Source organism: Methanobacterium sp. BRmetb2, assembly GCA_003491285.1.
Lineage (GTDB): Archaea > Methanobacteriota > Methanobacteria > Methanobacteriales > Methanobacteriaceae > UBA117.
Window position 1 is genome coordinate 522,589 of sequence record CP022705.1, and the last position, 15,821, is coordinate 538,409.

Sequence of the window (15,821 nt, forward strand, 5' to 3'; positions counted from 1 at the left end):
GTAATTAAACTCTTTTAGAAGGTTAAGTAATGAAATATAGCGTAGATGATTATCATAATTTAATTGTAGAAATAACAAATATTGAAATTGAGGCATCATCCATTGCTGAATCCAGACAGATTTTAACCGAATTGAAGAAACGTGAAAAAATTTTAATTGAATTGAGAAAATTAATTTCAGATGATATTAGATCAATTGAATTAGAATATCTAAAAGAGAGAAGACTTATCATAGAAAAATATTCCCCCAACAACAATAACAGCGGTTTTTTAAACATATTGAATCGTGGGTCACCACGCAAGAATAGAACAAAAGAAATGAAAAAATTTGATAAAAAGAAAGAATCACAATTAGACCCTTATTATAACCTAAAATATCAGATTGACCATTTGTTGGAACAGATTAAAGAAGCAAAAATAGCTCAATCCGATTATATGAAGGAACGTTTTAGGTAAAATAAAATGATTCAAAGTTTCTTTTTGTTATAGTAATTAGTTTTACTCTTTTTTTATCCATTTGTACAGGTCATTAGAAAATAAAACAAAATTTAACATGGCCTTTGTATATTCTCTAGCAGCTTCCACATCATTTAAATCATAATCCTTCTTTTGGACTACATTAACAAATCTTTTATTTAGTGCCTCTTCAACAGTATTAGACAAAAATTGGATTATCTGCGATGGATCTTCTGATTCTACCGCTTCTTCAGCTTTTTTTATTACAGGACCCCAGTCAAGATCCGCTGGTTTAAGGCCGTTATACGGTTTGTCCTCATCTTTTCTATGTAATCTTACAGCAGTCTCAAAAAACCAGTAGTCTGCAATTTCTGCAGCATCTTCACTTAATTCTCTTACCATTAATGTCTTGTCAAAAGCATATCCTAATTCTTTTTCAGATTCTTTGGAAACAAAAGGAAGGACATAATTTATATTCTCCATTTCAAGTGCAATTTCAGCCGCGGTAACAACCGGACCATCCATAGTATCACAATGTGGTGCCATGAACTCATCCCCCATTAAAGATTTATAAAATATATAACTTTAAAACATTATATAATTTTAAAAACTTTCAGGAAAAAAATTTGGTAATTTAAATAGTCTAGATCTTAAAATGTGTTAAATAAAGAATAAAAGAAGAATTTAAAGTAATAAAAAAATAGAAGATTAATGGATGAGTTCAATCGGAAGTAATATCAAAACACCGAGAAGATCGCCCTTTCTAATTTCTCCATCTATTGCTGCAACAAAAGTTGCATGATCAGCTGTGCGATCCATACTAATAGGTAGAGGCGTTTCTTCACCAGCAGCAATAGGATGTCCCAAACCATTGGCAGCATAGGCACACATATAACAAATGTGATTTGCAGGTAAGGGAACCTTTTGGATTTTAATTGGAGTTACATCACCAGATTCTACTTCAACATCGTCGTCTGCAATTATGGCCCGTAAATTTCCAGAAATAGTGCCTATATTAAAATCAACTAAAGCTGAGTGGTATGCTTCTTGAGTTTTTTTAATCTCACCTAATCTGGTTATAATTCTTACCATAAATTACATCTCCATTGCTTTTTTAATCATCTTTAATCTTACGAAATTCTCTCTTTCCATTTCTTCAAGACGCATTTCAATGTATTTGACTGTGTTCTCTAATCTTGGAATAATTATATGTTCCAGGGCGTTAACTCTTCTTTTTGTTGATTCGATCTCACCAGCAAGTAGAATTATAGTTTTTTCAATCTCTGCAAGTTCAATGATAAGTTTTACTGACTCCTCAAATTTACGGGCTGCCTCGTCAACCTTAACTGAAGTATCAACAAAACCATATCCTCGTTCCACCATAGTTCTCTCAGCTGCTTTAGAATCAATCAAAGGAACAACTACACCCATAACACTTCTGGATTCTATATCGACTTCTATAGACTCTTTAACAGTCATTGCAGCCTTTTCTACAGCCAAATCTCCCATCACGATTTGAGCGGCAGTTAAATCTTCAAATGCTTCCTTCAATTTTTCTTCAACATTTTCTCTAGATCCTTTGACCCTTTCTAAGATGTTGAAAAATTCCATGATAAGTGCGTTTCTTTTTTCTTTAAGGAGACTGTGGCCTTTAACAGCCAATTTTTCCCTATCTTTCAGTTTTAGAAGTTCCATCCGTGTTGGATTAATCCCTTCTATCATCTCTTGTGCCATTTTATCCCTCTATTAAAAAATAGGAATAGGATTATTTATAATCAGGGTGGTATTTAGGAATATGTTCCTCTCTAACCCTCTTAAGCTCAGTTTCTGGTAGAAGACCTAATAATTGCCATCCAAGATCTAATGTTTCTTGTATAGAACGATCTTCATCCCTACTTTGAGTGATAAATTGATTTTCAAACTCATCAGCGAAACTTAAGAATTTCCTGTCACGTTCAGTAAGTGCTTCTTCACCTACTACTGCCATCAAGTCTCTTAAATCACGGCCTTCTGCGTAAGCCGAATACAATTGGTCAGAAACACCACTATGATCTTCACGGGTTCTTTCTTCACCAATTCCACCACTCATCAATCTAGATAGTGAAGGAAGTACGTCTACTGGAGGGTAAATACCTTTACGGTGCAGGTCTCTGCTTAAAACAATCTGTCCTTCAGTAATATATCCAGTTAGATCAGGAATTGGATGAGTAATATCATCTTGAGGCATAACCAGTATAGGCATCTGAGTAATTGAACCTTCTTTACCTACAATACGTCCAGCTCTTTCGTATATACTGGCTAAATCAGTGTACATATAACCAGGGTAACCTCTTCTTCCAGGTACCTCTTCACGTGCAGCAGATATTTCCCTGAGTGCTTCACAGTAGTTAGTAAGGTCAGTTAATATAACCAGTACGTGCATGTTATGTTCAAATGCCAAATATTCTGCAGTAGTTAATGCCATCCTAGGTGTAATGATCCTTTCAATTGCAGGGTCGTCAGCTAGGTTCATGAAAACAGTTACTCTTTCCAGTGCACCTGTTCTTTCAAAATCTCTCATGAAGTAGTTTGCTTCTTCGTGAGTGATACCCATAGCTGCAAATATAACTGAAAATTCACTTTCTTCAGCCAGTACCTTTGCTTGCCTTGCAATCTGTGCTGCCAGTTCGTTGTGTGGCAATCCAGATCCAGAAAAGATTGGTAATTTCTGACCCCTTACCAGGGTGTTCATTCCATCTATTGTTGATATACCGGTTTGGATGAATTCTGCGGGAAATTCTCTGGCAGATGGATTCATAGGGTTCCCGTTAATGTCAAGTTCTTTTTCTGGTATGATTTCTGGTCCGCCGTCTATTGGTTTTCCTGTACCATTAAAGATTCTGCCCATCATATCTAATGAAACACCGATTTTTGCTGTTTCACCAGTAAATCTTACTTTAGTGGTAGCAGTGTTCAGATCACGAGTTCCTTCAAAAACTTGTATAACTGCTAAATCTTCTTTAACTTCCAGGACTTGTCCTCTTCTCTTCTCACCAGAAGGTGTTTCAATATCAACTATTTCGTTGTAAGCAACTCCTTCAACACCCTCTACAATCATGAGAGGTCCGGCAACTTCAGAAACAGTTGTATATTCCCTTGTTTTAATATTGGCTTTCATTTTCATACCTCACTAGTCTGTTTTACAATTTTATCCTGGATTTCTTTAACCTTCTCCTCAAATTCTGCTTCAGGTATAAATTTCATTCTTCCTATGTCTTCTTTAACAGTTAATGCAATAATTTCATCAGAAGGTGCTCCTCGATCTAAAGCTTCAGTGGCCTTTTCATGGAACATCATAATTGTTTTAAGCATTTGATACTGTTTGGAAGATGAACAATAGGTATCCACTTCGTGATATGCATTTTGCTGGAGGAAGTCTTCCCGGATCATCCTAGTACTTTCTAGGGTTATTCTTTCCCTATCTGGCAATGCGTCTGGTCCAACTAATTGTACAATTTCCTGTAGTTCTGATTCTTTTTGTAGGAGAACCATTGCCTCGTCACGAGTTTTTCTCCAATCTTCACCAACTTGTGCATCCCACCAACCTTCTACACTATCCACATATAATGAATAACTTTGTAACCAGTCTATTGATGGAAAGTGACGTTTATCTGCTAGAGACGCGTCCAGTGCCCAGAAAACTTTACATATACGTAGAGTGTTTTGAGTAACTGGTTCTGATAGGTCACCACCTGGTGGTGATACTGCTCCCACAACAGATACAGATGAAACTTTTTGTTCGGTTCCAATAGTGTTTACTCGACCTGCTCTTTCATAAAATTGTGCTAATCTTGAAGCCAAGTATGCAGGGTATCCTTCCTCACCAGGCATTTCTTCCAATCTTCCAGAAATTTCCCTCATAGCTTCGGCCCATCGGGATGTTGAATCTGCCATTACAGCCACATCGTATCCCATATCTCTGAAATATTCGGCGATAGTAATTCCAGTGTATACACAAGCTTCTCTCGCTGCTACTGGCATGTTTGAAGTGTTTGCAATAAGAACAGTTCTGTCCATTAATGGTTTACCTGTTTTCGGATCTTCAAGTTCAGGGAACTCTTTAAGAACTTCGGTCATCTCGTTACCACGTTCTCCACATCCTACGTATACAATAATATCAGCGTCCGCCCATTTTGCAAGTTGTTGTTGGGTTACAGTTTTTCCGGATCCAAATGGACCGGGTATAGCTGCTGTTCCACCTTTAGCTACAGGGAAAAATGTATCCTGAGCTCGTTGGCCTGTGACTAAAGGTATATCTGGGTCCAATTTGGTTACATACGGTCTTCCAACCCTTACTGGCCATTTCTGCATCATTTGAACTTTTTCAATTCCCTTAGAAGTTTCAATTTCTGCAATGTCCTCTTCTACTGTGTATTCTCCCTCAGATGCAATACTTTTTATGGTTCCAGATATGTTTGGTGGAACCATGATTTTATGTAGTACAGCAGATGTTTCCTGAACCTCTCCTAAAAGGTCTCCACCTTCTACTTTGTCACCAGCACTGAGTTTTGGCATGAATTTCCATTTTTTATCTTTAGGTAATGATGGAACATCCACCCCTCTTTCAAGGTAATCGCCAGTTTTTAGTTTAATGGTTTCTAGAGGTCTTTGAATACCATCAAAGATGGATCCCATAATTCCCGGCCCTAATTCCACTGAAAGTGGTCCTCCAGTACTTTCCACTATCTCTCCAGGTTTCATACCTGCAGTTTCTTCGTATACTTGGATGGTAGCTGTGTCGCCTTCAAGTTCAATTATTTCTCCAATTAACTTGTCATCACCGACTTTAACCATCTCATACATCTGGGTACCTTTCATACCATCTGCGACGATAACTGGTCCCGCTACTTTAATTATCTTTCCTTTTGTAATCATTTTACCATCTCAACCCCAATTACTCTTTTTATAAGTTCGCCCATTGGGTCTGTTGCTCTTTCCGTTGGGCCTGTTTTATCGGGTATTTCAATTATCATAGGTAATGCGCTTGACTTGGTGAATTTATCAATCGTTTCTCTTAATTCATCTCCAATTTTCTCTGTAGTTATAATAATAGAAAAATCCTTTTTTATGAGATCTTTTAATGTATTCTCTGCTTCTTCCTTGTTAGCTACTGGGTATGCGTCTTTTACTCCTCCCAGACGAAATCCAGTTACTGTATCTGGATCTGCTAGTATTGCAATAGCTGAACTCATATCAACATCTCCTTAATTTTAGAAACAGGAAAACCTACTTCCCTTTTTCCACGAACAATTACTTTTAAATTTTTAATTTCAATCTCTTTTCTGCTTAAAAATGCAATAATCGGTCCAACTCCAAATGGTTTTTTGGTTGAAAGATTTTTGGCAATTTTCACCACATTTTTATCTAATGCAGTTTCAAATGGTGCAATGGAACCAGTTGCATTGTATTCAGAAAGTGCTTCAGCCATAATATTAGCATAATCTGTACTTTCCAAACTACTAACTACACCAGGAACATCTTCTGATTCCATTAAATCTTTTAATTTCCATTCTCGTATTTGATAACCTTTGGTTATCATGTATGGTTGGATGTCATCATATTTTAAGCCATCTAATTTAGCTCTTAAAATGATTTTCAGATTAGTTGAATCAACTTGAGTACCGATATATGTGTTTAATATAGTTGTACTATCATCAGATGGATTTGCAACTGCTATCATTAGATTATCTAAGTAATATTTGTCCAGTGCTGCCTCTAAAGGTAGTAACATTCCCTTCTCTTTGTAATCGTTAAGTGCATCCTCAAGGACTTGAGCATATTCAGTACCTTCAAGTCCGGTTATTACCTCTGTAACATCTTTAGCATCCACTAATTTTTCCAATAAATCATTGATTTCTCCAAATGGTACCATAAGATCCAATGTAGCTTCTCTACTCAAACCTACTTCTTTGGCTGTGAGAATACTTTTAATATTTTTGATATCCCATTTTTTAAGTAAAGCTCTGAAGGTCGGTTTAATACTCCCAGGAGTTATTCGTGCAAGAAGATCATAGGTTTCTGCGAGTTGTGAGTCCAATGCTTTTTCAAGAGGAAACTTATCCACATATTGAGCATATTCGGGCACTCCTCGTAAATAATTTTTGACTTCTTCCAGATTATCAGCCTCAATTATTTCAGAAAATTGCTTTTCTGTAAACAATCGTCCTATCCTCGCTCTTACCCTTGCATTAGGATATGCATAAGGAAAAGTATCCAAAACCGGTTTAATTGTTACTATTACAACTATAACTCCAATTACAGCTCCAATTAAAAATATAAGTCCTAAAAAAGATTCAATTGAGGAGAATCCTAGGGAAGTCACTATTGCTGTAATGCTTTCTGCCATGTTGTCTCCTCCCTATTCAAACAGTACTCGTGCAACTTCTGATCTTAGAGCTTTTTTAAACCTCTGCATCCTTGCCTCGATAGTATTGTTTACCTCTATTTCGCCATTTTTAGTTTTAACAATTGCTCCACCAATGGTTTTAATATTATCCCCTATATCAAGAGTTGTTTTACTACCAGTGGCAGTTTCAACTTCTTTACCAATATCAGATAAAGAATCTTTTATTTTGGAGACATCTTCTTCTTTTAAAAGAACAAGAAGGTCCCCTCCACCAATTTCAGTTGAAGCTTCTTTTACTATATTTTTTAATGATTCGAGATATTCTGCAGAAGAACTTGAAGCAATTTTTCTTAATTCTTCTTCAGCTTTGGTAAAAGCCTGATCAATTACCTCTTCTCGCCCTTCCAACTCCATTCTCCTGGAGTTCATCTTGGCTTCAGAGATTATCTGCTGATATTTCATATTAGCTTGTTTTTTAGCATCATCAATTATTTTTTCTTTCTCCATTTTGGCTTGTTCCTCGCCCTCGGAAATAATTGATGTCGCTTCTGTTTCAGCTTCTTGAATTACAGCATCAGCTTCACCTTGAGCATCAGATAATATGCTTGATACTATTTTTTCTGCCCCGGAACTCATCTGATTATCCTCCAAGGATTCCACCGAATACCATGAGCAATATAGCAATCAAGAAACCGTAAATAGCCTGTGTCTCTGGCAACGCAGTAAACAGAATTCCCTGAGCAAACATATCTGGATCTTCTGCAACTGCACCTACACTTCCGGCTGCTGCAATACCTTGACCTAAACCTGAACCTAATCCAGCAAATCCAACGGCTATTCCTGCGCCTATTGCTGCTAAAGCTGTACCTAAAACAATTTCTACCATTTATTTTACCTCCTAATTACTCCTAACTATCTTTGTTAATTTTCTTTTTGCACGAAATGCTCTGAATTTAGAGCTTCCGCCGATGTAAAACTGACTGAAAAATTCAACATAATGCAAACGAAGAGCGTTAATAAATGCTCCAAGTGTTTGGAAAGCACCATTGGCAATGTGTCCTAACACAAATATTATAGGTGCAATGATAAATCCTACATAAGGAATCATCTCTCCAAGGAGACCTGTCAAGATGTTCACTGTCATGGCTATACCACCAGTTGCCAAACACAATGCTAACAACCTGGCGTAAGACAAAATAGTTCCAAGGAATCCTGAAACATCCATCAGTCCAAACAATTTGTTGAAGTACAACAACATCACGAATGCCACAGCAATTACTGCACCACCAATGTAAATTGAACCTATATTGTACAGGAACGATGCGGCTAATAATCCAACTCCCAGTAGCATTACAAGCCATACAATCTGATTACCCATTGCTTCTTTTACTTCTCCTCTAGTTATATTGTTGTAGGCCCCTATAACCAGACCAATTGTAGTATAAATGACACCTACAATTAAAGCCAGGATTAATATGTTTTCTGGATGTTTAAACGAATCAATAGGTGCAATTACTGTAGGGAGTTGCAATCCAAAGAATCTGGGGAAAAAGTCTCCCAACAAACTATTGGTCAAAAGACCTAAAATTACAGCCCATACACCACAAGCAATAAGAACCAGCCCAATTTTACGCATTCCACTATTAACTTTTCCCAATCCTCTGAAAATTATAAACCCTGCCAGGGCAATCACTGCTCCATATCCCGCATCTGTTAAACAAAAACCAAAGAAAAAGGGGAATACAATGGCAACCAGAATTGTTGGATCAATTTCTTTATAACTTGGTGGGGAATACATTTCCACAAAGAGTTGATAAGGTTTGGCAAATCTAGGATTATCAAGATGGACTGGAATTTCCTCACCCTCGGGATTTTCCATTTCCACAACTGAATGGCCATCAGTTGATTCATCTATAATTTTAAGAGCTTCCTGAGACTTCTTTTCAGGAACCCATGCTTCTAACATTACTGTATTCTCTGTTTCCCCAAAAGAAGAGAAAATTTCATTTCGTTCTTTTTCTATTTCTAATTCTTCTTTTAGAACTAGAAGATCATATCTCCATTTTGATGCTACATCGGCCAGTTCATGGAGAATTTTTTCTTTATCAATTTCAATATCTTTTATTCTACTTTCTGATTCTTTTATTACTTTTTCAGGTTTACCAGAAATTCCAGAAACTTCAAACCGTTCAAATTCGAGTTTTCTTAAAATAGAAGATATCTTTTCGCCGAATTCGGCTAAAGTAATAATAATTAAGGTTTTATCATTTTTATCATTATCTTGATCAGCTTTTAGAACAAGTATCTTATCAGTAACTGCATTAGATTCAGTTAAAAATTTATCATAAGCATCTGAAGATAATTTACCGGCTATTACAGATGTATATTTGGTTTTTTCTAAGTCACCTAGATCAATATCAAATTTTTCAAGTTTCTGGGAAACATTTATCCCGTTGGTCAGTTCATTTTTTTCAGAATCGAGTTTACTCAAACTTTCTTCAAGTGCCTTGGTTTTAAGTTCAACCTCACCCAGTAAAGATTCTGCTTTATCTATAAGTTTTTCAGTGCTGAGTTCCTGAACTTCCATCTTAGGTGGCACTTCCGGGCTTATAAAGCCTTTTATTGTGTCCAGGATACTTTTATCACTTTTACTTACAGTTCCCAAAAAATCAACAATTCCTGTTGTTTTCATTAAAAGAGAAGAAATTTTACTGGTATATTGGGTTGCTTTAGAAGGATTTAAAATTAGATTCCATTCAGCATCTTGTTGAATACGTTCTGAAATGTCATGAATCTGCACAATTCCCTTTTCATGTAGGGCATTTACCGCGGAATCAGCATGTTTGTCCAGGGTTATTATTTTTAGTTTGTGCATCTTTGCTGGCATAAACATAGTATCACTATAGAACGCTTTTAACAATTATAGTCACGGATTCATCAACTTTATTGATTGTCTTATTTTTTGTTAATTCCAATGCTTCAGTGGCTTTATTAGATATTTGGTAAGATTCTTTTTTGGCTTTTGTTTCAGCATCAAAAATTATCTTTTCAGCGTCATCACCGGCTTCACTTTTGGCGTTTTCAATAATTTCTTTGGATTTTTCCTTAGCTTCTTCTATCATTTCTGAAGATTTCTGCTTCGAATCTTCTATTAGCTTATCAGCATCATTTTCTGCTTTTTTTATCGTGGTAATGGCTTCCGATATCGTTATCATTTGAATCACCATGGTTTATGCAAAATCTATTAACGATTATATTTATCTTTTACTATTTAATCTTCATATATATTTGAACCTATTCCTATAAAATAAGATCTTATTATTTTTAATCAATTTAGAAATAAGTATTAAAAAATATATAAACTTATTATAAATTAGTAAATATTCCCAAATATCCATTAAATTAGTCTAATATCCTCTTATCCTCCATTCCATCATAATATATCTCATCAATATCAAAAAACTTTCTAAAAGGTTCTTCTCTGGTTTTTTCTTCATAAACATGGGAAATAATTGCAGGAAGTCTTCCGATCATGAAAATACCCGTACCGGTTCTCCAATCAAAACCCAGATCTGATAAAATCCCCGCATTAACACCATCAATATTCATCTTTATGCCTTTTAAATCAGATAATAATTTATCTATTGCTAGTGCCAGTTCAGTGTGTATACCTAAACAATCATTCTCCTTGGCTAACTCTATTAGTCGTGGAGCTCTAGGATCAGCTTTATGATATCTATGTCCAAAACCAGGTATTTTTTCTTCTGTTGCAATTAGCTCATTAACTAAATCATGAGCAATATCTTCTATTCGGTCCTTTGAGCGTTCAATTCCTTCTTGAAGGAGTTTCATCGTTTTTTCTATCGCTCCAGCATGATTTTCACCAAAAGCTAATAATCCCCCCGCTATACATGCTGGAAGCTGTGAACCTGCCGAAGCCATTATTCTGGCAGTTTGAGTGCTAGGAGGGGTGATACCATGATCGCAAAATGAAATTAAAACAGATTCTAACATTTTTGATTCATTTTTTTCAGGTAATTCTCCCTTTAAAAGAATAAAAACCATTTCTGGAAATGATATATTACCAATCAAATCTTCTTGAGGGTATCCTCTTGTGATAATTTTGTTAGGTTCAACCTTAGTAATGGCGGTTCTCCATTTTAAATTACTGATTTTAAACATTTTTTCTAATTTTTCCCTACCAATAGCCATCATATATCACTCCTACAATTTCGAAAAAATACAATGTGTTAATCTGTCAATTTATCCAGATTTAAGCAGATAGAAGCTCTCCGTGGTTCTACACAACAACATGGGCGTACAGAAACAATTCGTACTCCACTAGCCCTTTGAGGACCAATATTAATAAAAGACCCTAGTGCAGTAACAGACCCACCAATACCCATTGTACCTACATTTAGTGTATTTAGAGCATTAGTTACTATTTTTTCAAATTCATTTTGCTTATCTAAATTTCCATAAGCCATAGCTTTAAGCATTAATGATGTAGCTTCAAAATGAGTTCTACCAATGCCCACAGCCGGAATACATGGAGTACACCCTAGCATTGGAACCTCTGATTTCAACCATGTTACAACTTCCTCAAATACTTTTCTATTATTTCGCTGATGGAAAACTCTATAAGTACGAGACCTCATTTCAGGACCTCCACCTAACATGAGCAAATGAATATTAATACCTTCACCATCCATTTTTTCAAGTATAAAAGAGGGAGGAACTAATTTAGCTGGATCATCATATAAACCTTTAATTTGTTCTAACCTTTCAATTTCATTCCCTTTAACTGCCATAGGTCTTGCTGGCAATTCTCTCAAACCTTTAGCTATTCCCATATTTATATCGTCAAAGAAATTAATAGGAAACGGAGTATTTTCTCCAATTTCTATTAATACATGAGGAATACCAGTATCATCACAAAGAGGAGCTTTTTTATTACTTGCGACTTCTGCATTTTCAATTAAAAGTTCTAAAAAAAATGAAGAATTTTCATTTTCTTCATTCTCCAGAGCTCGTTTATAAGCATTGAATTGATCACTTCGAAAGGAAGTGCTTGCTTCAATAACCCCCTCTTTTATTATTTCAATAAGACTCATGACTTCTCTCCAGTATTAATAAAATTCTATTAAATAATCATATTAAATTGTATATATTAAATCCTTTCCAGAATTGTTATAAATAAAAATTCAACTAAATACTCATTTTTTGGGGATGGCCAGATCTCTAGCTCCTTTTTCTGAGATTTTAGCATCAGGATAATATCTATCAATCATGCTCTGAACCAGTGCAACCTGCCCTATACGTTCCTTTGCTTGTTTTTCGGTTGTATCCCATCCATGATGTGCAGCAACCGCACCTCCAGTTTTCAGATATACTGGAGAAGCTATTTTTATTATATCTGGAACCTCATAATGCCGAATAAATCCACCAGAAGATTGGGGGTTTTCAGTATGGATATCTATAGAGATATTTATCGCATCCCTCAAAGCAGAGATCATATTTATTTGAAGATCACGGACCGGGTTAAATGAATCTGCACCAATTCCTTCTAAAAGCTTCGCCGAAGCCGGATTGCCATGTCCAGTGTGTGCTGAGACTTTTAAATGCGCGTCACATGGAATTTCACCTTCTTGGCGCATTTTACCCAAAATCCATAACAATCCCTCATCATATACTACAATACCTCTAACACCAAAGTGGATGGCTCTCTTCACATCTTCAATAGCATAATAAAGGTTATCATAGCCTCTAAGACGGTAGCCAATTCTGGCCCCTTCGGTAGTTCTTGCGGATGCACTGGTATCATATGTAGCTCGTGGCCCTACACTTAAAAAAAGTTCCACACTATGATCATAGGCAATATCCACCATTTCTTCAATTTCCTGATCACTAAGTAGCATTATGCCTTTAGTCTGCGTAACTCTGTGGATGGTAAGATCATGTTCAATTACTGCATCCATTAAAGCCAGCATGGCCTGCGGTTTTTGTATCCCTGGCACCTCAAATCGATATTGGGCCCGGTCGGGAAATCTCTTAGGGGAATGATTCAATGTGTTATCCTCTTTGTTAATGCCTACTGAAGTTAAAAAACGTTTCGTATCCATAAAATCACCTGATATTAAACCAATTAATTATTAAAAATATCAATATGCACCTATAAATTCCTGGTTTATGATTTCCATAACATCTTGCATTTTATACTTTTCAATATCATCTATAATTGTTAAAACATCCATATCCACCTTTGGATTTAATTTAAAAAATTTTTCAAATATATCCGTCCGCTGGAATGGATTTTCAGGTTCCCCCTGAGGTAAATAAAATGTTTTATCATAAATCTGGTTTTTAGTTTTTAAAATTACTCTGGAAGGCCTTTTTTCAGGATAAAGACTTTCTAATCCATTTTCTTCTTTTATGATAATTTTATCCGCCATTTCTGTTATTTCCGGATCCATTTGATGGTTAGTTATATCCACCAGATCCAAATTAACACCCCGTACAACCAAAGCCATACTTACTGGCAGACTCTGACGAATAGCTTCCATAGTAGAAGGTCTATAATTATTGTGTTGGGAAGCTATTTTATAGGTTTTTACTACTATTTCTTCAATATTTTCATATGCGATATTATTTTTATTGATAATAAAAAAAAGAGCATCTAAACTGGAATGTATATGTCGACACACAGGATATTTCTTAAAGTATACATCTTTAATATGATAATTCCCCAGCTCCATCCGATTTTCTAATTGATCTAAATTTAATTGATCAAAACCGACCATTGCATTTAAAAATCCTTCATTACCTTCTAATATACTTTTTGCTCCTGTGAAGCCTTTTTTCGCCATCAGTACAGAAAGAACACCAGATTGTGCGGCTTTACCTGCATGGAGATGTTTAGCCATACTGCCAAAATGATCAGATTCCAGAAGTCCGCATGCCTGAGTGCCTGCAATACCCAGAGCATTTGATATTTCATTTTTATTAAGATTTAATGTTTTAGCAGCTGCTCCTGCAGCTCCAAAGGTTCCACAAGTCCCTGTAGAGTGAAAACCTTTATTTCGATGAATAGGATTTACTAACATGCCTAAAACCAATGCCAATTCATAACCAACAACTAATGCAGTTAAAAAGTCCTTGCCACTTCTATTTTGGGATTCAGAAATCGCCATCGCAGAAGGTATTACACATGCCCCTGGGTGAAGCTGTGCAAAACGATGTCCATCATCTAAATCCATAGAATGGGCAAAAATTCCATTAGCAAGTGCAGAATCCATTGCATAGGCCTTTTTTGTACCAATTACCGTGGACTCATCACCTTCCCCAATTATTTCCTTAATTATGGAACCACTTTTCATTTGGGAACCCTTAAGTGAAATTCCTAGAAAATCAATAAAACAGGTTTTAGCTTTCTCAATAATATCCTCTGGAATTTTAGAATAGGAATTAGAGATAATAAAATCTGCGAAATTTTCAGTTATCATTATCCTAAAATAAGATAGTTATAGGATAAATCTTTTGATTTCATGCCATAATTAACTGGAAAAATCCTCCATTACTTAAACTAGAATAGATTTAGAAGATCTATAACTCATATTTTCTAATTATAATAATTTTATAATAATTATATTTAAAATAAATAAATAAAAGAAATATTAAAAGTAGTTAGTTAATATAAAAGAATTTATAGGCTTATCTGTAAAATCTTACCAATGGTTTACTTAAATGTCGGCGAGCTGATGGAGGTACCTCATAACATCCTTTATCTAAATCTCTTTCAACTTCCACTCGAATTTTTGAACCTTCACGAAGTTTTATGCCACATTTTGTACATTTAAAACCTTTACCTTTACCCGCAGATTTCATTCTTTTCCCACAACTGCATATAGGATTTTTTTCCTGGTAAAGGTCATTTAAATGTTGAATAATAAATTTTTCCATATTTAAAGTGCCCATATTACCAATACCTCCGTAAACGATTAATTCATCCCCTTTGATCAGTTTCCTTGCAGTATCTCTAAAGTTTTTGGTAGGCTCATATGCTGCACATTCTACTTCACCAGAACTATCTTTTAAAGAAAAAATAACATGTCCTCCTTCAATGGTGTGGGGGGCATCATTTACAGTGCCCTGGACAATATAGCAACTATATTTCTTCACATCTCTAATTTTATCTATTTTAACCAGATGCATGTCGGTGTGCTGATTTGTCTCATAAATTCTGTATCTTTCTACCTTTTCCAGAGTTTTAACCAAGTTATGGGCTTCAAGTACTATTTCGGGACTTTCACCACGGATACCATACAAAATAGGGCAAGGCGTATGTGGTTCTATAGCGATATAACCATTGTCCAAGTTATCAAAAGTTTCAGGATATGTTTTACCGTTCATCAACCTTACCGAGTCATAATCAATCATTCTATTTTTACCATAATTTTCAGGAAGGCGATAAGCTAACAGCTCATAGGTTTTATCCGGTAGGGGACATCCAATGGCTGCCAGAGCCCCTATGATTCCTCGGCCATTTTTGAACTTATAAACATCTGCACCGATTTTATCTGCCAATTTCTCTGTTTCAGTAATTGAAACTATGTCCCTGATGGTTTTTAGGGCGTATCTTTCTAATTCCTCTGTGATTGGACCTTGGTAAAATACAACACCAGGATTGGTTCTTTCATCTTCTAACTCCGACAAATCTTCAATATAACTTAGAACAAGTTTTTTAATAGTTTCAACATCATTTTCTGATTTTGAACTTATTTTAAATGATACTGCGCCATTTCCACGAGTTTTATATTTTGCGAAAGGATTCAATCTTATTAATTTAGGATAACCCTCAATGTTATAACCACAACTTTTAAGTTTATCAATTATTACACTAGTTATGTAAGTAGTGCACATCCCTTTCTGGGAATCTGTATCATCTATGCCAATATACAAATTATACATTTTATTTCACCGGT

The 15,821-nt window shown here is 35.5% G+C and carries 17 protein-coding genes; 1 reads left to right on the plus strand and 16 read right to left on the minus strand.

Annotated elements, in window-relative coordinates; all coding sequences use genetic code 11:
- Positions 1-29 precede the first annotated feature (29 nt).
- On the plus strand, positions 30-455 hold the full coding sequence (locus CIT01_02495) for a hypothetical protein (GenBank protein ID AXV37151.1): 426 nt from the start codon (positions 30-32) through the stop codon (positions 453-455).
- Between the two features lie 42 nt (positions 456-497).
- Here CIT01_02495 and CIT01_02500 read toward each other — a convergent pair whose 3' ends face one another.
- From CIT01_02500 to CIT01_02575, 16 genes are all read right to left on the minus strand, one after another.
- Positions 498-1,001, minus strand: coding sequence for a hypothetical protein (locus tag CIT01_02500; GenBank protein AXV37152.1), 504 nt, complete (start codon positions 999-1,001; stop codon positions 498-500).
- Between the two features lie 162 nt (positions 1,002-1,163).
- Positions 1,164-1,547, minus strand: coding sequence for a hypothetical protein (locus tag CIT01_02505; GenBank protein ID AXV37153.1), 384 nt, complete (start codon positions 1,545-1,547; stop codon positions 1,164-1,166).
- A 3-nt stretch (positions 1,548-1,550) separates the two neighbouring features.
- On the minus strand, positions 1,551-2,189 hold the full coding sequence (locus CIT01_02510) for a V-type ATP synthase subunit D (protein ID AXV37154.1): 639 nt from the start codon (positions 2,187-2,189) through the stop codon (positions 1,551-1,553).
- A 31-nt stretch (positions 2,190-2,220) separates the two neighbouring features.
- The gene (locus tag CIT01_02515; GenBank protein ID AXV38698.1) at positions 2,221-3,612 is read right to left on the minus strand and encodes an ATP synthase subunit B; all 1,392 of its coding nucleotides are present in this window, start codon (positions 3,610-3,612) and stop codon (positions 2,221-2,223) included.
- A gap of 2 nt (positions 3,613-3,614) precedes the next feature.
- The gene (locus CIT01_02520) at positions 3,615-5,369 is read right to left on the minus strand and encodes an ATP synthase subunit A (GenBank protein ID AXV37155.1); all 1,755 of its coding nucleotides are present in this window, start codon (positions 5,367-5,369) and stop codon (positions 3,615-3,617) included.
- Entirely contained in the window at positions 5,366-5,686 is a 321-nt protein-coding gene (locus CIT01_02525) for a V-type ATP synthase subunit F (protein ID AXV37156.1), read from the minus strand. The genes CIT01_02520 and CIT01_02525 overlap by 4 nt, the downstream gene beginning before the upstream one ends.
- Positions 5,683-6,840, minus strand: a complete 1,158-nt coding sequence (locus CIT01_02530; GenBank protein ID AXV37157.1) for a V-type ATP synthase subunit C — start codon at positions 6,838-6,840, stop codon at positions 5,683-5,685. The genes CIT01_02525 and CIT01_02530 overlap by 4 nt, the downstream gene beginning before the upstream one ends.
- A gap of 12 nt (positions 6,841-6,852) precedes the next feature.
- On the minus strand, positions 6,853-7,476 hold the full coding sequence (locus CIT01_02535) for a V-type ATP synthase subunit E (GenBank protein AXV37158.1): 624 nt from the start codon (positions 7,474-7,476) through the stop codon (positions 6,853-6,855).
- A 4-nt stretch (positions 7,477-7,480) separates the two neighbouring features.
- Positions 7,481-7,726, minus strand: coding sequence for a V-type ATP synthase subunit K (locus CIT01_02540; protein AXV37159.1), 246 nt, complete (start codon positions 7,724-7,726; stop codon positions 7,481-7,483).
- 12 nt (positions 7,727-7,738) lie between these two features.
- A complete protein-coding gene (locus CIT01_02545) occupies positions 7,739-9,733 on the minus strand; it encodes a V-type ATP synthase subunit I (protein ID AXV37160.1) in 1,995 nt (664 codons plus the stop codon).
- 7 nt (positions 9,734-9,740) lie between these two features.
- Positions 9,741-10,055, minus strand: a complete 315-nt coding sequence (gene ahaH / locus CIT01_02550; GenBank protein ID AXV37161.1) for an ATP synthase archaeal subunit H — start codon at positions 10,053-10,055, stop codon at positions 9,741-9,743.
- A gap of 187 nt (positions 10,056-10,242) precedes the next feature.
- On the minus strand, positions 10,243-11,052 hold the full coding sequence (locus CIT01_02555; GenBank protein ID AXV38699.1) for a citryl-CoA lyase: 810 nt from the start codon (positions 11,050-11,052) through the stop codon (positions 10,243-10,245).
- A 38-nt stretch (positions 11,053-11,090) separates the two neighbouring features.
- On the minus strand, positions 11,091-11,954 hold the full coding sequence (locus tag CIT01_02560) for a fumarate hydratase (protein AXV37162.1): 864 nt from the start codon (positions 11,952-11,954) through the stop codon (positions 11,091-11,093).
- A 102-nt stretch (positions 11,955-12,056) separates the two neighbouring features.
- A complete protein-coding gene (locus CIT01_02565) occupies positions 12,057-12,962 on the minus strand; it encodes a peptidase (GenBank protein ID AXV37163.1) in 906 nt (301 codons plus the stop codon).
- Positions 12,963-13,001: 39 nt separating this feature from the next.
- Complete coding sequence (locus CIT01_02570) at positions 13,002-14,342, minus strand: 2-methylcitrate dehydratase (protein ID AXV37164.1); 1,341 nt, start codon at positions 14,340-14,342, stop codon at positions 13,002-13,004.
- Between the two features lie 208 nt (positions 14,343-14,550).
- Positions 14,551-15,807 (minus strand): DNA-binding protein, encoded by a 1,257-nt coding sequence (locus tag CIT01_02575; GenBank protein ID AXV37165.1) that lies wholly within the window; start codon positions 15,805-15,807, stop codon positions 14,551-14,553.
- Positions 15,808-15,821: the final 14 nt, after the last annotated feature.